The 20069-nt window shown below is 61.7% G+C and carries 16 protein-coding genes and 4 tRNA genes; 15 read left to right on the forward strand and 5 right to left on the reverse strand.

The window, feature by feature from the left end; translation table 11 throughout:
* Nucleotide 1: 1 nt before the first annotated feature.
* From gltX to CCANI_RS06045, 6 genes are all read left to right on the forward strand, one after another.
* Nucleotides 2–1474 (forward strand): glutamate--tRNA ligase, encoded by a 1473-nt coding sequence (gene gltX, locus CCANI_RS06020; RefSeq protein WP_146323389.1) that lies wholly within the window; start codon nucleotides 2–4, stop codon nucleotides 1472–1474.
* A 101-nt stretch (nucleotides 1475–1575) separates the two neighbouring features.
* A tRNA-Gln gene (locus CCANI_RS06025) sits at nucleotides 1576–1647 on the forward strand.
* A 29-nt stretch (nucleotides 1648–1676) separates the two neighbouring features.
* A tRNA-Glu gene (locus CCANI_RS06030) sits at nucleotides 1677–1749 on the forward strand.
* Nucleotides 1750–1852: 103 nt separating this feature from the next.
* Nucleotides 1853–3265, forward strand: a complete 1413-nt coding sequence (locus tag CCANI_RS06035; RefSeq protein ID WP_146323390.1) for a WD40 repeat domain-containing protein — start codon at nucleotides 1853–1855, stop codon at nucleotides 3263–3265.
* Between the two features lie 89 nt (nucleotides 3266–3354).
* Nucleotides 3355–3427: transfer RNA gene (locus tag CCANI_RS06040), tRNA-Glu, on the forward strand.
* A 157-nt stretch (nucleotides 3428–3584) separates the two neighbouring features.
* Nucleotides 3585–3657: transfer RNA gene (locus tag CCANI_RS06045), tRNA-Glu, on the forward strand.
* A gap of 1456 nt (nucleotides 3658–5113) precedes the next feature.
* On the opposite strand, the gene CCANI_RS06050 is transcribed toward CCANI_RS06045, so the two are convergent.
* Together CCANI_RS06050 and CCANI_RS06055 are read right to left on the reverse strand one after the other, a co-directional pair.
* A complete protein-coding gene (locus tag CCANI_RS06050) occupies nucleotides 5114–6094 on the reverse strand; it encodes a putative endonuclease domain-containing protein (RefSeq protein WP_290211546.1) in 981 nt (326 codons plus the stop codon).
* Between the two features lie 216 nt (nucleotides 6095–6310).
* The gene (locus CCANI_RS06055; RefSeq protein ID WP_186750396.1) at nucleotides 6311–6877 is read right to left on the reverse strand and encodes a CPBP family intramembrane glutamic endopeptidase; all 567 of its coding nucleotides are present in this window, start codon (nucleotides 6875–6877) and stop codon (nucleotides 6311–6313) included.
* Between the two features lie 217 nt (nucleotides 6878–7094).
* Between CCANI_RS06055 and CCANI_RS06060 the strand changes: the two genes are divergently transcribed.
* Complete coding sequence (locus tag CCANI_RS06060) at nucleotides 7095–7985, forward strand: alpha/beta fold hydrolase (RefSeq protein WP_146325561.1); 891 nt, start codon at nucleotides 7095–7097, stop codon at nucleotides 7983–7985.
* Between the two features lie 6 nt (nucleotides 7986–7991).
* Here the strand turns inward: CCANI_RS06060 and CCANI_RS06065 are convergent, their stop codons facing one another.
* Entirely contained in the window at nucleotides 7992–8711 is a 720-nt protein-coding gene (locus CCANI_RS06065) for an IclR family transcriptional regulator (RefSeq protein WP_146325562.1), read from the reverse strand.
* 289 nt (nucleotides 8712–9000) lie between these two features.
* Between CCANI_RS06065 and leuC the strand changes: the two genes are divergently transcribed.
* Both leuC and leuD read left to right on the forward strand, forming a co-directional pair.
* The gene (leuC, locus tag CCANI_RS06070; protein WP_146325563.1) at nucleotides 9001–10449 is read left to right on the forward strand and encodes a 3-isopropylmalate dehydratase large subunit; all 1449 of its coding nucleotides are present in this window, start codon (nucleotides 9001–9003) and stop codon (nucleotides 10447–10449) included.
* Nucleotides 10450–10462: 13 nt separating this feature from the next.
* Complete coding sequence (gene leuD / locus CCANI_RS06075; protein WP_146325564.1) at nucleotides 10463–11050, forward strand: 3-isopropylmalate dehydratase small subunit; 588 nt, start codon at nucleotides 10463–10465, stop codon at nucleotides 11048–11050.
* Between the two features lie 10 nt (nucleotides 11051–11060).
* Here leuD and CCANI_RS06080 read toward each other — a convergent pair whose 3' ends face one another.
* Complete coding sequence (locus tag CCANI_RS06080) at nucleotides 11061–11918, reverse strand: NUDIX hydrolase (RefSeq protein ID WP_246118302.1); 858 nt, start codon at nucleotides 11916–11918, stop codon at nucleotides 11061–11063.
* Between the two features lie 53 nt (nucleotides 11919–11971).
* On the opposite strand from CCANI_RS06080, the gene CCANI_RS06085 reads away from it, so the two are divergent.
* Both CCANI_RS06085 and CCANI_RS06090 read left to right on the forward strand, forming a co-directional pair.
* Complete coding sequence (locus tag CCANI_RS06085; RefSeq protein WP_146325566.1) at nucleotides 11972–12964, forward strand: NAD(P)H-dependent glycerol-3-phosphate dehydrogenase; 993 nt, start codon at nucleotides 11972–11974, stop codon at nucleotides 12962–12964.
* Nucleotides 12965–12976: 12 nt separating this feature from the next.
* Nucleotides 12977–14047, forward strand: coding sequence for a D-alanine--D-alanine ligase family protein (locus CCANI_RS06090; RefSeq protein ID WP_246118303.1), 1071 nt, complete (start codon nucleotides 12977–12979; stop codon nucleotides 14045–14047).
* On the opposite strand, the gene CCANI_RS06095 is transcribed toward CCANI_RS06090, so the two are convergent.
* Complete coding sequence (locus CCANI_RS06095) at nucleotides 14034–14939, reverse strand: DUF3515 domain-containing protein (RefSeq protein ID WP_146325568.1); 906 nt, start codon at nucleotides 14937–14939, stop codon at nucleotides 14034–14036. The genes CCANI_RS06090 and CCANI_RS06095 overlap by 14 nt on opposite strands.
* Before the next feature lie 25 nt (nucleotides 14940–14964).
* Here CCANI_RS06095 and CCANI_RS06100 point away from each other — a divergent pair, with 25 nt between their 5' ends.
* The 4 genes from CCANI_RS06100 to CCANI_RS06115 are packed head-to-tail and all read left to right on the forward strand — an operon-like array spanning nucleotide 14965 to nucleotide 20059.
* Nucleotides 14965–15909, forward strand: a complete 945-nt coding sequence (locus CCANI_RS06100) for a thiamine-phosphate kinase (RefSeq protein ID WP_146325569.1) — start codon at nucleotides 14965–14967, stop codon at nucleotides 15907–15909.
* A complete protein-coding gene (locus CCANI_RS06105) occupies nucleotides 15894–16532 on the forward strand; it encodes a uracil-DNA glycosylase (protein WP_146325570.1) in 639 nt (212 codons plus the stop codon). The genes CCANI_RS06100 and CCANI_RS06105 overlap by 16 nt, the downstream gene beginning before the upstream one ends.
* 11 nt (nucleotides 16533–16543) lie before the next feature.
* On the forward strand, nucleotides 16544–17947 hold the full coding sequence (locus tag CCANI_RS06110; protein WP_146325571.1) for a DAK2 domain-containing protein: 1404 nt from the start codon (nucleotides 16544–16546) through the stop codon (nucleotides 17945–17947).
* The gene (locus CCANI_RS06115; RefSeq protein WP_146325572.1) at nucleotides 17948–20059 is read left to right on the forward strand and encodes an ATP-dependent DNA helicase RecG; all 2112 of its coding nucleotides are present in this window, start codon (nucleotides 17948–17950) and stop codon (nucleotides 20057–20059) included.
* Nucleotides 20060–20069: the final 10 nt, after the last annotated feature.

Genomic DNA, 20069 nt, shown 5'->3' on the forward strand with positions numbered 1-20069 from the left:
CATGTCTGAAGTTCGTGTTCGTTTCTGCCCTTCCCCGACGGGTACCCCCCACGTAGGTTTGGTGCGCACCGCGCTGTTTAACTGGGCGTACGCCCGCCACACCGGGGGTACCTTTGTGTTCCGCATTGAAGACACCGACGCCGCGCGTGATTCCGAGGAGTCCTACCAGGCGATCATTGATTCGTTGAACTGGCTGGGCCTGGATTGGGATGAAGGTGTGGTCACCGGCGGCCCGCACGAACCCTATCGCCAGAGTCAGCGAATGGACATCTACCGCGAGGTGCTGGAAAAGCTCAAGGCGGCAGGCGAGGTTTACCCGGCGTATTCCACCGCCGAGGAAGTCGAAGAACGGCACAAAGCCGCAGGTAGGGATCCGAAACTCGGGTACGATAACTATGATCGCAACCTGAGCGCCGAGCAGATCGCGGAGTTTGAGGCGGCCGGCCGCAAGCCCGTGTGGCGTCTCCGCATGCCCGATCAGGATTTCGGTTGGCACGACCTGGTGCGTGGCGATATTTCCTTTAAGGCCCAGACGCAGCCGGATTTTGTGGTGGCGCGTTCCGATGGCTCCCCGCTGTATACGCTGGTCAACCCGGTCGATGATGCGCTCATGGGGATCACCCACGTGCTTCGCGGGGAGGATTTGCTGCCGTCTACCCCCCGCCAGCTTGCGCTTTACGAGGCGCTGAAGCGGATCGGCGTCGCAAAGCACACCCCCGTTTTTGGGCACTTGCCGTTTGTTATGGGGGAGGGGAACAAGAAGCTTTCCAAGCGCGACCCGCAGTCGAATCTTTTCCATCACCGCGACGCCGGCATCCTCCCGGAGGGCATGCTGAATTATTTGGCGTTGCTGGGGTGGTCGCTGTCGGCGGATCAGGATATTTTCAGCGTTTCGGAACTAGTTTCGAACTTTGATATCGCCGACGTGCTGAGCAACCCCGCGCGCTTTGACCAGAAAAAGCTGGAGGCCATCAACGCCGACCATATTCGTTTGCTGGACCCCGCCGATTTCAGCACGCGGCTGCGGGCGTACCTGGAGGAGTATAAAGGTTTCCCCGCCGACTACCCGGCCGCGGATTTTGCCGTGGTGGCGGAGCTGGTGCAAACGCGCATTAAAAAGCTTGAGGACGCCTGGGACTTGGTGCGCTTCCTTATCACCGCCGACGCCGACCTTGAACTGGACGAAAAGTCCGCACGCAAGAACCTGAAAGAAGATGCGATTGAGCCCCTCGACGCAGGCATTGCGGCGCTCGAAAGCGTAGACGAATGGACCACGGCGAACATTGAGGCGGCACTGCACAACGCGCTTATCGACGCCCTGCAGCTCAAGCCCCGCAAAGCCTTCGGCGCCCTGCGCGTCGCCGTCACCGGGCAGGCAATATCGCCGCCGTTGTTTGAATCCATGGAATTGCTGGGCAAGGAATCCACCTTGGCCCGGCTGCGCGCCGCCCGCGCCAAAACCCCGGTGGCATGAACGGTGATCGCGGCTCGCTGAACTGCGGATTTGTGCACAACCGGTGGGCGCGGCTATAGTATGTCACGTTGCACGGCGGGGAAATCACCCGCCAACAACAATGGCCTATGGTGTAATTGGCAACACTACGGTTTCTGGTACCGTCATTCTTGGTTCGAGTCCAGGTAGGCCAGCAGCGGAAAACTATCCGCTTGTGTTACAAGCCCCGTTCGTCTAGCGGCCTAGGACGTCGGCCTCTCACGCCGGTAACACGGGTTCAAATCCCGTACGGGGTACGTATATACCGCCTCGGAGCATCAGTTATTGCATGCTCTGGGGCGGTTTTTTACGCCCTTTTAGCGGCGGCACCCACTAGTATTTTGATCATAAGTATCGCTGGTGGAAGGGCAGGTTACCGTGGCGAAAGACCATGCGTGGCGGCGGGGGATCCTGATCGGGGTGCTCGTGGTTGGCAGCGTTTTGGGGATCGTTGCGGCACTGTTTTTCGGCCTGAGGCACGGCGGCCGGTCTGCCTTGGATCACGATTACGGCAACTTCGTGGCCAAGCCCAGTTTCACCGGTAAGTTTCTGGATAGCCGCTATGCCGGCGGCGCGGACATGTTGGAAATTCCGGCACGTAGCGGCCGTTTTTTGGGTAGCGACGCCGCGCGCACCACATTTGCCGTAAACCTCGCCGTTGGTGATAGCCAGGCGGGGTCGGAACGGTTTATCCTCGCCGGCTACGATGCGAACACAAAAGCGAAGATCTATGAGGTGGATGCATTCGAATGTGCTGTCGTTTCCGAGGATGGCATCGTGTATTGCTCCTCCGGCCAAGATTCCGTGATCCGTGGTTTCGATGTGCGCACCGGTGAACAGGTGCAGTCGTTCCCAGTGCACGCCTCGCGCGCTCGGGTATACTACCTCGGCCACCACGGCGACACCGCAATCCTGCGCCTGGAACGCTATAGCGCCGCGGGCGCATCGGTGAATCAATTGCTCGGGGTGCGCGACGGCGCGATCGCCTGGCATCACGATCTGCCCGCGCAAACCTCTTGCCAGCTGATCGCCGACGGTACCGCAGCTTTGTGCCAAAGGGAACTGACGTCCGAAGAGATCGCTGCCGATCCGAGATGGTCCGGAACCAATACTTTGATCCTCACGGAAGTGTCATCTATCAGCGCCGACGATGGTTCACTGCTCTTTCAAGGCCGCGACCCCGGCCGCGTGTTTCCCATGAGCGACGGCTGGTATATCCACCACTTAAGCTCAGTTCCAGAGGCCCGACCGGACAATACGCCCGTGGAGCTCTCCGCCTTCCGCGCCGATGGTACGGAAATCGAACGCCGCGAAAAGGCCGGTCCGTACACGCTCCTGCCGTATAGCCGAGACGTCGATTCACCCCTGTACCCGTACGAAGCCTTTCGGGAGGTCATGGAACACGGCACGGTTGTGGTCGACGCCGAAGGCAAGGTGGCGTACCAGCAGATGTACACCTCGCACCCGCAAGGGCCGGACGATTTCGCCCGCGCCGGTGAGCGCAACGCTGCGTTTCAATTCGACAAGTTCAATAACGGCCTGTATGCGGTATCCGAAGATGCCCGCATGCTGCTGTTGAGCTCGTATAACCATGACCACCCAGGAATGGACCAGCACCGGCTTTACGACGTGCAGAAACAGGAAGACGCCCTGAGCTTTATCGGACAGCGCGTCACGCATACCTATATTCAAAACGGCTTGCTGGCGGTGAGCATCGAAGCCGAAAACTCGCAGGAACCAGGCAAACTGGTGGTGTGCATTCCCCAGGGCTAGCTGCGACTTTGAGCGCAAAGTTCCACCTGCTATACTCACTTTTCGAGTTCCGCAATGGAATCACGTTTGAGTTATTTAAGCTCAAACAAGCCCCGTTCGTCTAGCGGCCTAGGACGCCGGCCTTTCACGCCGGTAGCACGGGTTCGAATCCCGTACGGGGTACGTCAAGTGGATCCCCCACACACCACGGTGTGTGGGGGTTTACTAGTTGCATCGAAGCCACCGTGGCAGACGCTGTGTGAGGCCTGATAAAACCAGCCTTGAACTGGGGATTTCTTGGTGCGGAGGTAATCGTGTAAATTGATGCAAGCAGCCGCAAGCCCCGTTCGTCTAGCGGCCTAGGACGCCGGCCTCTCACGCCGGTAACACGGGTTCAAATCCCGTACGGGGTACTAAGTTCACCAAACTTATTGGCTGCGTAGGACGCCCTAAGGTCACCAAGCCTTAGGGCGTTTCCTAATGCGCTAGATAGGCAAGACAGATCGGAACCTGATTATAGGGGTATATTCACGGGGCTTGTTTGGGTGAACTAGAGCACCGCCCGCGTTGTGGCGTGCCGCCGAATATGTCGCCCGCGTTGCGGTGTGCCGCCATATATTACGAAGCTTTTGGTCGCGGAACGCATTGTCGCTGGTCGCTCCGGCATCAGCCGAGCCCATCGTCAGTTGTTTGATCGGGGTGCTCGGCGATTATCTGTGTGCCTATTTGTGCCGCTGTGCTTTCTTGGTCGAATCCATCAACCTCACCCGCGAAATCTGCCTGGTTTCCTGCCGTGTCAGATGTGCCTGAGGCAGATGTAACACGGCCGTTTCGCGTTCCTGCGGAAACGCCACCGAGCGCCGACCTGCGTGTCGAATCTGCCTGAGGCAGATATAGCGAGGCGGTTGCGCGGAAAATTCCGGCCTCCACCTCGCCACATCACCTAGTGTGGTGGTGCGGATCTGCCTAGTTTTCCTCCCGCGTCAGATCTGCCTGAGGCAGATTCGTCGCGGTCGCGTTTCCCCAGGAAAACTCGGCCCAAAAATCAGGCAGATCCGGCGGAGCGAGGCAGATCGTACATTGCCGAAGAGCGGCCAGGCAGATTGTACGTGGCTGTGTGGTGCGAGTTTCGGTGGTTCGCAATCGATGTCGTTCCAACGTGTTCGAGGCGGCCGTGACTTCTCGCGCGCAACAGTACGTTGCCCCCAGCGACCTTTTATTGGAGCGGTGATGCGGATCTGCCTGATTTTCCTGCCGTGGCAGATCTGCCTGAGGCAGATGTAACACGGCCGTTTCGCGTTCCTGCGGAAACGCCACCGAGCGCCGACCTCCGTGTTGAATCTGCCTGGGCGTGAAAAATCATCGGCCCTGAGCACGGAAAATTCCGGCCTTCAACTAGCCACATCACCTGGCGTGGTGTGGAGGATCTGCCTGCCTTTCCACCCGCGCCAGATGTGCCTGAGGCAGATTCATCGCGGGCGCATTTCCCCAGGAAAACTCGGCCCAAAAATCAGGCAGATCCCGCGGAGCCAGGCAGATCGTGCATTGCCGAAGAGCGGCCAGGCAGATTGTTCGTGGCCGGGGAAAGGGGGTGCTTCAGCTACGGGCAGTTACGGGGTGCTGCGGGCAGACGGAAGTGGCGCGGCTGGCGCGGCGTGAGAATGGGCCGGGGTGTGCCGGGTTTCGGGCTCACCGAACAGTATTGAGCTTCACCGTGCCGGTTACAGGGGTGTGGGGCGCGCACCAACGAGACAGGTCGGCGAGCAAGCCCAGGTAGTTGGGGTGCAGCGAGTGATCGCCGTGAGGATTCGGCCGTTAAGGTTCGGCGTCAGGATTTGGTGTTTGGTTTCGGCCGTTCAGGGTTCGGCGTCAGGATTTGGCGTTTGGTGTTTGTGTGGTGTTGGTTTCGGCGCGGTGGATGGCGCGGCGCAGGGTGGTGATGAGTTCGCGGGGTTTTTGCAGTAGCCCGTGGGTGATACGTAGTGGTTCCCAGCCGAGTTCGCGTAGCCGGATCAACACTTTGGCGTCGTAGTCGCGTTGGCTGCGTTGGAGGTGGTGGGCACCGTCGTAGAACAAACCAACGCGGATATCGGGCCAGCCGGAATCAAGCACGGTCAGCAGGGGTGTGCCGTCGTCTGCCAGCGCACCGGAGTTATAGATCGGGATTTGCACCTCCAGGTGTTGGCGAAGCTGCTCGGCAATCAACCGCAGCACGGTCTCCGGGGGCGACTGGGCACCAGAGCGGGACAGGTTCAACAGTTTTTTCAACTGGCGGGCGCTGAAAATATTCCGCGCGATGTCACGCACCAGCTGAAAGTTCAGGGTGGTGCATGCGCGCAGCGCGTCAATCAACTGGATGGCGCGGACCTCCCAGTTAGCAAGGTTGGGTACTTGGTAGACCCACCAGGAGTGGCGGTCGCGCTGCAGATCAATCAAGCAATCCACCAGGGCGTATTCGGGGGCGACGACCTGCATGCCGGGTAGTTCCTGGTCCGGTGTCCACACCCTGGTGCCTGGCCGCAGTCTGCGGCGGGTGGCGTCGAACACGCTGTGGCTGCGTTGGAAATTACTGGCCACATGTAGGGTGATGTGGGCGTCATCCACCCAGTACTTCAGCCCGGCGTAGGCTGCGGCGGCCCAGCCGCCGATAATGACATTCGGGGTTTGGGTGAAATGCGCCCGTGCCCGCAGCATGATCGGGGCGGCAAACCCGAGGCGTTGCGGGTGATACCGCGAACCCCACTCCACCTCCCGGGAAGCCCGACAATACCCACGCGGCATGGCAAGCCGGCGGGTGATGTTGATGAAAGAGGTATCAAGCAATTTGGTGCGACGCTGAAACAAACCCATAGCACCAGTGATAACCCCAAAACAGCACAAAACCTAGGGATTTCCCAGACACAGCCTTCGAAGTTGTGGATAACCCCAAACAATCCACAGGCACGTAGCGTTCCAACGGCAACAAGGTGGCGCCCAGCAAGCCAAAAGGGTATAATGCCGTCCGCAGCGGGGGCAGTGTACTTGCTTGCTCAAAGAAACTTCGCGCATCAACCTCTAGCGGCGCGTCTATACAAACAGCGCGGGGATGCTGAAGGCGAAGTTGATGATGAAATGCGAAAGCACCATGGGCATGAGGCGCCGCTGTTTGAGCACGATGATTCCGGCGCCGAGGCCCCAAATAAAGAACGCTACGAGGTAGATGGCGGCAGCCAATGGTGTGGGCGCCAGCAGCACATGGTGTAGTGCAAACACGAACGCCTGCAAGGCGAGGGCCAAGACCTTTGACAGTGGTGCGAGCTGCAGGGCGAAGCCGCGATAGATTATTTCCTCGACTGGGGCGTTGAAAAGGGGGAATAGCAGTGCCACGGCGATCACCAACACATATTCGATTGGTGCGGGGAGAACGGCGGGTTGGGCGGGGATAAACGCCGTTTCTAAATATTGGAACCCGTCCACCCCATAGATGGCCAGGGGAACCAGCATGATGGCGAAGAAGAAGGGGATATATAGAACAACAAGCCAAAGTAGGGCCCATGCGCAATCGATGTGCAGCCGTGCCTTTTCAAAGCCGAGGAATGTCTTCCAATGCGTACCGTCCGCTTGGAACTGCTTTTTGATCAGCCAGAGGCACATGAAATTCACCACCGTGAAATACATGCAGGCGAGCCGCGGGTCTGGTGGGAAAGAGCTCGCGATGCCCAGTAGCTGCAAGAATCCGTAAGTGAGACCAGCCCCACATGCCAAGAGAACGAGTCGTATGAAAGCAATCCGGTAGGCGGGGTACATATTGGGATTGTAAGCAAAAGTGCTGGGGTCTTGTGAGATAGTTGTTTTTAGGGTGTGTGTGCAAATGGCGTATGTGTTTTGGGTTCTAGCGATTGCGGCATGTGGGTTTTTAGGAGTGCAGGCGGTGCGTTGCCGCGCGGCGGTGCAACGTAGTTACGAGCGATTGGAACGATACGATGCCGCCACCGCGCGGCTAAGTTACGGCGATATGCGCTATTTGGATCGGGGGAGCGGGGATGTGATTTTATCGGCGCACGGCATGTTTGGCGGTTTCGATCAGGCGTTGGATACCTGCGAGGGTTTCGGGGAGCAATTTCGGATCATCGCGCCGTCGCGGTTCGGCTATTTGGGCAGCGATGTGCGGGGCGATGGCACGCCTGCGGAGCAGGCCGCCGCCTTTGTGGAATTGCTGGATCATCTGGGAATAGAAAAGGTGTTTGTGCTGGGGGCGTCGGTAGGCGGCACCATTGCTATTCGTTTTGCGCTGGACTATCCGGAACGCACCAAGGGCTTGATTTTGCTGAGCTCCGTGATGCCGTATGCGAAGCGTCCCGCACGAAGGGAGCGCTACGCGGGCCCGCCGCGGCTGCTCTCCAATGATTTTGGGATGTTCCTGGTCAGCCCGCTATTTGGCCTGGTGGTGGGTATTCGGCCCGATACGATCGCCACCATGATGCCCGTGAGCAAGCGGCGCCAAGGCGTGTTGCTGGATGGCAAGGTGGCCAATACGGATATGGCAAGGAATTTCGATTCCTACGCGGTGGAGAAGCTGGACTCGCCGACGCTGGTGGTGCACGCCCAAGATGACAAAGTGGTGAGCTTTACCCAAACGCGGGACGCGGTGGCGCGGTTCCCGCGGTGCAGCTTTGTGGCATTCGATGCGGGTGGGCATTACCTCGACGGGCATTCCGAACAAGTGGCCGATGCGGTCCGAGGGTTTGTGGCCACCCGCTAGACGGGGTTAGAGCTGAGCGCTGAGCTTTTCCGCGGCGTCGATAAGCGCGGGTGCCCAGCGGGTGCCGGGGTGGGGGCCGAAACGTTCGATCGGTCCGGAAATGGAAAGGGCCGCGATAACCTGGCCGGTGTGGTCGAAAACAGGTGTGGAAACGCTGGCGAGGCCGGCCTCCCGCTCGCTCGTGGATTCGGCAAAATTCGCGGCGCGCACCTGTTCGAGGTCCTCGATGGAAAACGCTGCCTTTGGCATAATCGCGGCGCGGAGCTGCGGGGATGCGTACGCCATAAACACGCGCGCGGCGGAACCCGCAGTCAGCGGCATGCGTGAGCCAACCGGGACGGTGTTTTGCAATCCGGACGGAGGTTCGAGGCTGGCGATGCACGTCCGGGTAGTTCCCGTCAGGCGGTACAACTGGACGGATTCGTTGGTGTGTTCCATGATTGCGGCCATGAGCGGTGTCGCGGCGTCGACAAGCTTGTCGGAGGAGCCGGAGCCGAGTGCGGTGAGCGCGCTGCCAATATTCCAGCGCCCGTCGGACGTGCGGGTAAGCAGACGGTGCGATTCCAGCGCGGTGGCAAGGCGATGCGTGGTGGCGCGGGGCAGGCCGGTGGCTTCACAAAGCTCGGAGAGCGAACGTGGCTGCTCGGCGATGGTGGTGAGGATATGCACCGCGCGATCGAGTACTTTGATGCCGCTACCGTTTCCTGGCGGCTGATACTGTCCCATAACTTGATACTAACATCTCAAAATATGGGAAGCTAGTGCGGGGTTCGCGCGGCTGAGCTGCGATATTACCAGTATATCGCTCACCGGCAGGGATTATTGCAAGGCTTACCAAACTCTATTGGAATCGGTGGCGGAATATTAGCTTCCGGCGGGCGTGGGACCACCTGTTTGCGTGGAGTATTTTTCTCATCCTTAGTGTGCACGCTATACTGTCCCATGAACTGAAATAGCAATCCCGGATCGTGAGAAAACGCGGTGCGGGAGCGGCATCCAAAACGAGGTGAGATCCATGACCAGCCCCATGGAAACGACCGCCATGCCACTCACAATGGCGGAAAAGGTATGGAACAACCATATCGTGGTCAAAGGCGAAAACGACGAGCCTGACCTGATTTACATCGACCTGCAGCTCCTCCACGAGGTGACATCGCCACAAGCGTTCGACGGCCTGCGCATGGCCGGACGCAAGCTCCGCCGCCCCGACCTCACCATCGCGACGGAGGATCACAACGTGCCCACCGAGGGCATTACCACCGGCGCAATCACCGAAATCCGCGACCTAATCTCCCGCACCCAGGTGGAAACGCTGCGCAAAAACTGCGAAGAATTCGGCGTGCGGATCCACCCGATGGGCGATAACGAACAAGGCATTGTCCACGTGGTGGGGCCGCAGCTGGGCCTCACGCAACCCGGCATGACCGTGGTGTGCGGCGACTCCCACACCGCCACCCACGGCGCGTTTGGCGCAATCGCGTTCGGTATTGGCACGTCCGAGGTGGAGCACGTGATGGCCACCCAAACGTTGCCGCTGAAACCGTTTAAGACCATGGCCATTAACGTGTCCGGCGAGCTCGCCGAGGGGGTCACCGCGAAGGATTTGATCCTGGCCATTATTGCCAAGATCGGCACCGGCGGCGGGCAGGGGCACATCATCGAATACCGTGGCGAAGCGATAGAAAAGCTTTCGATGGAGGCGCGGATGACCATCTGCAATATGTCCATCGAAGCGGGTGCCCGCGCCGGCATGATCGCGCCCGACGAGATCACCTTTAACTACCTCAAGGGCCGCGACCACGCGCCGGAGGATTGGGACGCCGCCGTGGAATATTGGAAGAGCCTGCGCACTGACGACGGCGCGCGATTCGACACGGTTGTCGAAATCGACGGCGCGGCATTGACGCCGTTTGTCACCTGGGGCACCAACCCGGGCCAAGGTTTACCACTGGGCGCCAAGGTGCCGCATCCCGAGGAATTCGCCGGTGATGTGGAGCGCGCGGCCGCGGAAAAGGCGTTGGCGTACATGGATTTGGTCCCGGGTACCCCGCTGCGGGAGATCGCCATTGATACTGTGTTCGTGGGTTCCTGCACCAACGGCCGAATCGAAGATATGCGCGCCGCCGCCGAGGTGCTGCAGGGCCGCAAGATTGCCGACACCGTGCGCATGCTGGTGGTGCCCGGCTCGGCGCGGGTGCGGCAACAGGCCGAAGCCGAAGGTTTGGATGCGATTTTCCAAGCCGCCGGTGCGCAGTGGCGTCAGCCCGGTTGTTCGATGTGTCTGGGCATGAATCCGGACCAGCTCACCCCCGGCGAACGCAGCGCCTCTACATCCAACCGTAATTTCGAAGGACGCCAAGGTAAGGGCGGCCGCACGCACCTGGTGTCGCCGCAGGTCGCCGCCGCCACTGCGGTGGCTGGCCACCTCGCGTCTCCCGCAGATCTCGAACCCGTGCAGCGCTAAGGAGCAGATACCAATGGAAAAGTTCACCACCCATACCGGGATCGGCGTGCCGCTGAAGCGCTCGAACGTGGATACGGACCAGATCATCCCCGCCGTGTACCTCAAGCGCGTCACCCGCACCGGCTTCGAAGACGGCCTGTTTTCCGGCTGGCGCACTGACTCCGAGTTCGTGCTCAACCAGGACGCCTTCCGCAATGGTTCCGTGCTGGTCGCGGGCCCTGATTTCGGCACGGGTTCCTCCCGTGAGCACGCCGTTTGGGCGCTCATGGATTACGGTTTCAAGGCCGTGTTTTCCCCTCGCTTCGCCGATATCTTCCGCGGCAATGCGGGCAAGGCGGGCTTGCTCGCAGCCCAATTGGAAGAGGCCGATGTGGAGCTGTTGTGGAAGCTGATGGAGGCCGAACCGGGCCTAGAACTCACGGTCGATCTTGAGCGCCGTTTGCTCACCGCCGGCGACCACACCTTTACCTTCCAGGTAGACGATTACACCCGGTGGCGCCTGATGGAAGGCCTCGACGATATCGGCCTGACGCTGCGCAACGAGGAATCCATTTCGGAATACGAGCTGCGCCGCCCCGGCTTTATGCCGCACACCCTCTAACCCCAGGCCGCTACGTGCGCACGGCGTCGGGGCTTTCCAGATAGTCGGCCCCGATCAGCTGGCCCTCGTGGAAGCTTAAAACCCACACGCTGGCGCGTTTGGCCGGGATGTCCTTCAGCGATGAGGAGAACCTTCCCGCGGCCTTTTGGATCGTGCGCTTATCGGCAACCACCACCGTGGGCACACCGCTCGTGGCCAGGCTTTTCCAATCCTTGCCGTGCGTGAGGTAGTCCTGTTTCGGTGTGAGGTTTAAGGCGCTGGCGAGCGGGGCGGCGGTGTCAATGCACGGTTGCTCGGGCAGGGAAATGATGCGTTGCGGCTGGTAGGCGGCCAGGAGCGGTGCGAGTAGCTCCACCTGTTCCGGGGTTTTTGCCGCCCGCACGCACAGCACTTGGGTGGTGATCGGGGTGTCAAACCAGTGCTTCGCATTGCGCACCACTTGCCGATCGTCCGGGTAGCTGAGCAGCTTGGCGGCTTGTTTGGCGGGCACCCAGCGCAGCTCGTCTACTTCTTCATTGGGCGTGAACGTGCCGCTGATGGCGTCCGCTAGCCAGTAGTACACCAGTTTGGTTCGATCGCCTACCGGGTAGTTGATGCTGCCCAGGAATTTGGTTAGCCGCGGCTGAATCCCGGTTTCTTCCACAAGTTCGCGGGCGGCGGTTACGGGCAGCGATTCGCCGCGATCGACTTTGCCTTTGGGCAGGGACCAGTCGTCGTAGTGTGGCCGATGCACGATGGCGATCTCGGGGTTCGGAAGTTTACCGCGCCACAGCACCGCACCTGCGGCAAGCGTGGTGCGTTCGAATGCATCGCCGGGGTTTCGGGGGATGATCAGCGCTGAGCTGCGGTCTTTATCGAACTTTGACATGTTCCTCATTGTGGCACGTTCCGATATGGTGAGGGGCAGGAAAGGAGTTTTACATGGTTCACGTCAGTGTCATGGGGGCAGGTTCGTGGGGGACAACGCTAGCGAAAGTATTTGCGGACGCCGGAAACCCTGTTCGATTGTGGGCGCGGCGCGAGGAGGCGGCGCGCACCATGCAGATCACCCGCGAAAATGCGGATTACCTCCCCGGGCTGACATTGCCGCACGCGATTACCGTGACTAGCGACGCCGCGCAGGCCCTCCGCGACGCCGAACTCGTCGTCCTCGCCGTCCCCTCCCAGACCCTACGTTCGAATCTGGCGGCGTGGGACATTCCGGAATCCGCCACATTGCTGAGCCTGGCCAAGGGCATAGAGCAGGGAACCCACCTGCGCATGAGCGAGGTGATAGCCGAGGTGACCGGGGCCAGCCTGGACCGCATCGCCGTGCTTTCCGGCCCGAACCTGGCCCGCGAGATCGCCTTGGAGCAACCGGCGGCCACCGTGATCGCGTGTTCGGACGTGTCCAAGGCGCAGGCGATCCAGCAGGCGGTGGCCGCGCCGTATTTTCGCCCCTATACCAATACCGATGTGATCGGCTGCGAGATCGGCGGTGCCTGCAAGAACGTCATCGCATTGGCGTGCGGTATGGCAACGGGGAAGGGGCTTGGGGAAAACACCCTGGCCAGCATTATTACCCGCGGCCTGGCGGAGATCAGTCGCCTCGGCGTGGCCCTCGGCGCGGACGAACGTACGTTCTCCGGCCTGGCGGGTTTGGGTGACCTGGTGGCCACCTGTTCCTCGCCGCTGTCGCGTAACCGGAGCTTTGGTAAGCGTCTCGGCCGCGGCGATACGCTCGAACAGGCGCGCCACGCCACGCATGGCCAGGTGGCGGAGGGGGTGATTTCCTCGCAATCGGTGTTTGATCTCGCCCAGATCCACGGCGTGGAAATGCCGATCACGCAGGCGGTGTACGCGGTGTGCCATCAGGGGATGAATGTCGACGATATGATCGTCGCCCTCATGGGGCGCTCCAAGAAAGCCGAGTAGAATGCAGTGCTTGTGACTACCGACCGTATCCGAGTCGCCGTTGTTTACGGCGGCCGCAGCTCCGAGCATTCCGTTTCCTGCGTCTCCGCTGGCGCCATTATGAGCCACCTTGACCCCGAGCGTTATGAGGTGATCCCCGTCGGCATCACCCTCGAAGGGGTGTGGACAGTCGGCGAATCCGATACCGAAAAGCTCAAGACCGTCGATCGCATCATGCCGAAGGTGGAGCTCAAGGACGAGGTCTACTTATCGTTGACCCCCGCCCAGCGCGGCGAGTTCCGTTATGTGCGCGACGGCAGCCTGTTCGCCACTGTCGACGTCGTGTTCCCCGTCCTCCACGGCCGCTTCGGCGAGGACGGGACCATCCAAGGCATGTTCGAACTCTCCGGCGTGCCCTATGTGGGCGCCGGGGTGCTGGCATCCTCCTGCGCGATGGACAAGGAATACACCAAGAAGCTGATGGCGGCGGAAGGTCTCCCGGTGGGCCGCGAGGTGATCCTGCGCGGCCGCGAAACCCTGAGCGAAACCGAACAGGCGATGCTTGGCCTGCCGGTATATGTAAAGCCCGCCCGCGGCGGCTCCTCCATCGGCATTTCCCGTGTAAGCAGCTGGGCGGACCTGCCGGCCGCGATCGCCCTGGCCAAAGCCCACGATGAAAAGGTGATCGTCGAGGCGGAAATCGTCGGTGTGGAGGTGGAATGCGGCGTGCTCCAATACCCGGATGGCCGCGTCGTCGCATCTGTGCCCGCCCAATTGGTGGGCACGGACGCGGGCGAGGAAGGCTTCTACGGCTTTGATACCAAATACCTAGACGACGTGGTCACCGCGGAGATCCCGGCCCCGCTGTCCCCGGAGGTCACCGAGCTGATCCAATCGCTGTCGATCGAAACCTTCCACGCCCTTGCCTGCGACGGCCTGGCCCGCGTGGATTTCTTTGTCACGGCGGAGGGCCCGGTGATCAATGAGATCAATACGCTGCCCGGGTTTACCCCGATTTCCATGTATCCCCAGGTCTTCGCGGCCACTGGCGTCGGCTACGAAGACCTATTGGACGTGCTGGTCCAGCGCGCTATCGCTCGCTGAGGTTCCGTTCGATCGCGGTGCTGAATTCCACCAGCGCGGTATTGCCCGCGCCCTGCGGCATGGACACCGCCACATTGGCCTGCCTTCCGATGGCGTACCAGGTGCCAGCGGTGGTGCCGTTGCTTAGCGTGGTGTCTTCGAACCAGGGGATATCATCCACCTGCTGGAGCTGCGCCCCCGGTTGGTAGCCCGGCGCGTCGGCCACGCCGCAGCGCAGCACGATGGGTTCCATGCCGGCGGCGGTCCAGGCCGCCATATTATCTTCCAGGGCGGCGTCGCTGCGGCGGTAATCGCTGAGGTTTTCGGGCAGCGCATTGAGCAGCTGCGGGCAGGCGGCGGCGTCCCCGGCCTCAAGGTCGGTCAGCGGCACCGGGTTCGGTTCAAAGGTTTTTTCGTCCAGCGTGGAGATCGCCTCGTCCAGCCCCGCGAGGGGGTCTTCGGCGTCCGCAAATGCGGTGACGGCGACGACGGGGAAGCGATCCACCGTGTACCAGGTGGCGAGGTTGGTGCCGGGGGTGACGTCACGGACTTGGAGCCAGGTGGCACCGGCCGCTTCGGTGGTTTCGGAGAGTTTCGTGTACTGCAATGGCAGGCTGATGCCGCACCGCAAGGTGATTCGATCCGTGGAGTTCGAGGCCCACGCGGCCGCGCCTTCGGGGGCGGGGTCGGCGAGCTCGGCGCGAGGGTGCCCGGCGAGGGTGGCGGGCAGGGCGTCGAGAAGCGGGCCGCACGTGGCGGCGTCGGGGGCGTCGATAATGCTCATGCCCACGGGTTGATGGGCGGCGCGGTCGTACACAATTTTGGCACCTGCCAACACCCCCACAACGAGCAGCACGGCGAGCACGAGGGCGATAATAAGTGGACGGCGATGATAGGGTTGTTCGGCGCTCATGTATCCCTAGTCTACGTGGAGAACTATGTCCAAGTTAACGCTTGGCGAGGCCGGCGAACGTGCCATCATCGCAGCCATCACCGCAGCCGCCCCCTCCGGAATGAACGGTGACGACGCCGCGGTGCTCGCCCCGCCCGCTCCCAATAGCAGGACCGTTGCCACCACCGACGTCCTGGTGGCGGATCGGCACTTTCGCCTGGACTGGTCCACCCCCGAACAAGTAGGCGAAAAGGCGATCGTGCAGAATTTCGCGGACGTGGAAGCGATGGGCGCCCGTCCAGTCGCCGCTTTGTTCGGACTTGCCGCTCCCGCGAGCTTGCCTATCGACGTCGCGGCAGGCATCGCCCGCGGCATCAACCGGCGCGCCGGGCGCTACAACGCCGAACTCGTCGGCGGCGATATCACGGAAAGCGATTGCCTTGTGGTCAGCGTGACGGCGCTGGGGATTCTGGGCGGCTCGCAGCATCCCCTGACGCTGGATCGGGCGCGGCCGGGGCAACACCTGGTGGCCTCCGGGCGCATCGGCTACTCCGCGGCGGGGCTGGCGTTGCTGCAACGCCACGGCTTGGGTTACCCCCGTCGTTTCGAGGCCTTGGTGCAGGCGCACCTGGTGCCGGAATTGATCCCCGGGCGGGGCGTGGTGGCGCGCGCGACCGGTGCCACAAGCATGACCGATAACTCGGATGGGTTGATTCAGGATCTACGGCATTTGGCTGAGCGTTCCGGGGTTTCCATCGACGTGCATTCGAAAGAAATTGCGCCCGATGAGCTGCTTGTGGAGGCGGGGAAACACCTGGGCGTAGACCCCTGGGAATGGGTATTGAGCGGCGGGGAGGACCACACGCTGTTGGCAACCACGGCCAAGGAAGCGCCCTCCGGTTTTCGGACGATCGGGCACGTGCATCGCGGGCGCGGTGTTACCGTGGACGGCGCACGGCCAAAGTACCAATCAGGATGGGTGAGTTTTTAGTGGATGCTCGGTGGGAGGAAGTCCTGCAACCAGTGCGGGATCAGATCGATGCGTTGATGGAGCAGCCGGAGTGCCTGCCCGCACGCGCCAATATCTTACGGGTTTTCGATGATCCGTTCGATCAGGTCAAGGTGGTGATCGTCGGCCAGGATCCGTATCCGACGCCGGGGCACGCCATGGGGCTTGCCTTTTCCACCGCGCCGGGAGTGCGCCCGCTGCCCAAGAGCCTTATCAATATTTTCGAAGAGTACGCGCAGGACCTTGGCCTGCCGAAACCCCAAGACGGCGACCTTTCTCCGTGGTCCCGCCAGGGCGTGGCGCTGCTGAACCGCGTGCTTACCGTCAGCCCCGGCAGCGTCGGATCGCACCGCAACCGCGGCTGGGAAGCCATCACCGAATTCGCGCTGCGAAAGTTGGCGGAGCGCGAGGCACCGCTGGTGGCCATCCTGTGGGGCAAAGACGCGCAGGCGACGCAGCGTTTCTTAGGGGATACGCCCTGCATTTGTTCGCCGCACCCATCGCCGCTTTCCGCATACCGGGGCTTTTTCGGATCGCGTCCGTTTAGCCGCGCGAACGAGCTGCTGGCGGGGCTCGGTGCCGCGCCGGTGGATTGGCGTCTGTAACATCGTCTTCTATGGCACACTTGACCAGCCTTGATGGAGAAGCAATGCTGCGTTGGGCGGAGCGCGCCACACATGAATTGGCCGCACGCCGCATGGAAATCAACGCGCTCAATGTTTTTCCCGTGCCAGATTCGGACACTGGTTCTAATATGGCGCACACCATGGAGGCCGCGCTGACCCAGGCCCGCGGCGTGACCGGCTCCGCCCGCGACGTCGCCCACGCGCTCGCAGCCGGTGCGGTGCGCGGCGCGCGCGGCAATTCCGGGGTGGTTTTGAGCCAGGTGTTGCGGGGCATCGCGCACGCCGCCGGCGAGGAAATCACGGGTGCGGACGTCCAAGCGGCACTGCACACCGCCGTGACCTTGGTGGATCGTGCCATCAGCGACCCCGTGGAAGGGACCGTGATCACCGTGCTGCGCGCGGCCGCCACCGCCGCGCACGGCGGCAACCTGGCGGAGGTCAGCCGGCAGGCGGTGACGGCCGCCGCGACGGCGCTGGCCAATACCCCGAGTCAGCTCGAGGTGCTGCGCGAGGCGGGGGTGGTGGATGCCGGGGGGCAGGGCCTGGTGGTGTTGCTGGAGGCGCTGCTCGCCGAGGTGGAGGGGAACCCGAATGTACATGTGGAGGTGCTGGGGGAGGCCGCGAAGAGCGTGCACCTTGAGGTCATGTTTCACCTCACCTGTTCCACCCCCGCGCAATTAGAACATGTTGTCGGCCAGTTGCGGTCGTTTGGCGATAGCCTCATGGTGGCTCGCGAGCACGAAACCGCCGCCATGATTCACATTCACACCCGGCAGGCCGGCCCGCTTATTGAATATGTGTTCGGGGTGGGTGCGGTGCGTGGGCTGCACCTGGAAACGCTGCCAGACGCCAAGGTGGATGTGCCCACGCGCGCCGTGATCGTGGTGGCGCCCGCCGGGCCGTTGGCGGACCTGTATTCGCAGGCCGGGGCGCGCGTGATCAACCCCGGGTCGGAGGTGCTGTATGACCTGATCGCCGCCGCCCACGATTGCGGGGAGCTGATCCTCTTGCCCAATGGTTTCCTGTCCCGGCGGGAGCTGGTGTCCGCGGAGCGCGCGGCGTTGGCGGCGGAACGCACCATCATGATCGTGCCCACCGCGGGGTTGATCAATGGCATCGCGGCGGTCGCCGTGCATGACCCGCACCAGCCGATTGCCGTCGACGCCTACGCCATGGCCGAGGCCGCGCGCGAGGTGCGCACCAAAACCTTAGACGTCCCGGATGAGCTCGCCGCCGCGGTTGGTTCGATGTTGGCCAGCGATGGCGAATTGGTCACCATTTTGACCTCCGTGCCCGTCGATGGCGACGAGCTGCGGCGCGACCACCCCGAGGTTGAGTTCGATATTTACCCCGCCGAGGGAATGGATCACATGATCGAAATCGGGGTGGAATAGATGCTCGGATGGGTGGCTGATCGCGAGCTTTCCCGAGTCCTGCCCAAAACCGAGGCTAAGGCGTTGGCGCGCGACCTCGGTATTCGCACATGTGGGCAATTGCTGGAGTATTATCCGCGCACGTATTCGCACCACGGCGGGGGTGTTGCTGCGGGGCCGGTGGAGCACGGCGATTTGATCACGTTCGTGGGGGAGGTGGTGTATAAAAAATACCGCCCCGCCTCGGCCAAACGTTCGGTAACGCAGGTGCGGGTCCGGGCGGCGGACACGATATACAACGCCACCTTTTTCAATACCTCGCTTCCGAACGTTCAATTGAAAGCCGGGATGCGGGTGATCATGACCGGCAAACTGCAGATATTCCACGGCAGGCCGAATGTCCAGCACCCCACCTATTTCGTGATTCCCGAGCCGGGCGAGCGCAAGCAGCGCGCCATCGGGGGTTTGGATCGGCTCGCCGCTTATGGCGACGCCAAGGATATCGCCGAACTCCTGTTCGCCCTAGAGTGGGTGCCGATTTACCCCGAGAAAAAGTTTGTGAATTCGTGGCGCATTATCGGCGCGATCAACGAGGTGCTGCGTAGCACAGACATTCCAGAACCGCTCGACTATGTGCCGCACGGGCTGGTCAGCATGGGCGAAGCATTGCGCGGCATCCATCAGCCCGACGAGCAGGGTCCCGACCGCTTTATCACCCGCCTCAAATACAACGAAGCCCTCTCATTGGCGCTGGTCATGGCGTTGCGGCGTGCCGACGCCTCGGTGCGCACCGCCCCCGAATGCCGCCCCCGCTCCGGGGGTTACCAGCAGGAACTTTTCGACGTCCTGCCGTACGACCTCACCGCGGGTCAGGCACAGGTGCTCACGGAAATCGCCGGCGATCTTAGCAATACTGTTCCAATGACTCGGCTGCTTCAAGGCGAGGTCGGTTCGGGCAAAACCGTGGTGGCCCTGGCGGCGATGCTGCAGGTGGTGGACGCCGGCAGGCAATGCGCCCTCTTGGCCCCAACCGAGGTGTTGGCCGCCCAACACGCCCGCACCTTGCGAAACCTGCTGTTGGATCTGCCGGTCAATGTCGTTCTGTTGACCGGCGGGCTATCGGTGGCGGAGAAACGCCAGGCGCTTCTAGACATCGTTTCCGGCGATGCCGATATCGTCGTGGGAACGCACGCGCTTATCCAAGATGCGGTGGAATTTTTCGATCTCGGGCTGGTGGTAGTGGATGAACAGCACCGCTTCGGCGTGGAGCAGCGCGATATCCTGCGTAATCGCGGCCGCGAAGGGGTTACCCCGCATCTTTTGGTCATGACCGCCACGCCGATACCCCGCACGATAGCCATGACCGTGTTTGGCGATCTGGCAATTTCCACCCTCCGGGAGCTTCCGCGCGGCCGGCAGCCGATCATTTCGGCGGTGGTCAATCAGGAGCGCTCTTCGTGGGTGGCGCGCACCTGGGGCCGCATTACGGAGGAGCTGGACAAGGGCCACCAAGTGTATATCGTCTGCCCCCGCATCGAGGGCGACGGAGGGGTGCTAAACACCTTCGAACAATTGGACAATTCGAAGTATTCAAAGTACAACCTCGCCTACCTGCACGGCCGCCTGCATCCGGACGAAAAAGAGCAGGTGATGCGTGATTTCGCCCGCGGAGACATCGATATCCTGGTGTCCACCACCGTGATCGAGGTCGGTGTGGACGTTCCCAATGCCACGGTGATGCTGATCCGCGAGGCCGAAAACTTTGGCGTGGCGCAGCTGCATCAGCTTCGTGGGCGCGTGGGCCGCGGCGATGCGGTTTCCTATTGTTTGTTCCATACCGGTCACCCATTGGATTCGCCTTCGTATCGCAGGCTGGAGGCCGTCGCGGCGGTCAATGATGGCTTCGAAATCGCCGAGATCGATTTGCGGTACCGCCAAGAAGGCGACGTGCTTGGCACCGCGCAATCCGGAGTTGTGCGCCGCATGAAATTGCTCAGCCTGATCAATGATTACGATATTATCCGCCAAGCCACTATCGACGCCCGCGACCTCGTCGCCCGCAACCGGCCGCTTGCGGAACAACTCATCAGCGACGTTGAAATGGGCGTTCAGGAATTCCTAGAGAAATCGTGATTCTGGGATT

The sequence above is a fragment of the Corynebacterium canis genome, assembly GCF_030408595.1.
In the GTDB taxonomy this organism is placed as follows: Bacteria; Actinomycetota; Actinomycetes; order Mycobacteriales; family Mycobacteriaceae; genus Corynebacterium; species Corynebacterium canis.

Coding starts and splice junctions, on each gene's coding strand:
- leuC (WP_146325563.1), top strand. CDS start 9,001: ATGACCAGCCCCATGGAAACGACCGCCATGCCACTCACAATGGCGGAA.
- CCANI_RS06065 (WP_146325562.1), bottom strand. CDS start 8,711: ATGGGACAGTATCAGCCGCCAGGAAACGGTAGCGGCATCAAAGTACTC.
- CCANI_RS06110 (WP_146325571.1), top strand. CDS start 16,544: ATGGCACACTTGACCAGCCTTGATGGAGAAGCAATGCTGCGTTGGGCG.
- CCANI_RS06105 (WP_146325570.1), top strand. CDS start 15,894: ATGGGTGAGTTTTTAGTGGATGCTCGGTGGGAGGAAGTCCTGCAACCA.
- leuD (WP_146325564.1), top strand. CDS start 10,463: ATGGAAAAGTTCACCACCCATACCGGGATCGGCGTGCCGCTGAAGCGC.
- CCANI_RS06115 (WP_146325572.1), top strand. CDS start 17,948: ATGCTCGGATGGGTGGCTGATCGCGAGCTTTCCCGAGTCCTGCCCAAA.
- CCANI_RS06100 (WP_146325569.1), top strand. CDS start 14,965: ATGTCCAAGTTAACGCTTGGCGAGGCCGGCGAACGTGCCATCATCGCA.
- CCANI_RS06060 (WP_146325561.1), top strand. CDS start 7,095: ATGGCGTATGTGTTTTGGGTTCTAGCGATTGCGGCATGTGGGTTTTTA.
- gltX (WP_146323389.1), top strand. CDS start 2: ATGTCTGAAGTTCGTGTTCGTTTCTGCCCTTCCCCGACGGGTACCCCC.
- CCANI_RS06095 (WP_146325568.1), bottom strand. CDS start 14,939: ATGAGCGCCGAACAACCCTATCATCGCCGTCCACTTATTATCGCCCTC.
- CCANI_RS06050 (WP_290211546.1), bottom strand. CDS start 6,094: ATGGGTTTGTTTCAGCGTCGCACCAAATTGCTTGATACCTCTTTCATC.
- CCANI_RS06055 (WP_186750396.1), bottom strand. CDS start 6,877: ATGTGCCTCTGGCTGATCAAAAAGCAGTTCCAAGCGGACGGTACGCAT.
- CCANI_RS06085 (WP_146325566.1), top strand. CDS start 11,972: ATGGTTCACGTCAGTGTCATGGGGGCAGGTTCGTGGGGGACAACGCTA.
- CCANI_RS06080 (WP_246118302.1), bottom strand. CDS start 11,918: ATGTCAAAGTTCGATAAAGACCGCAGCTCAGCGCTGATCATCCCCCGA.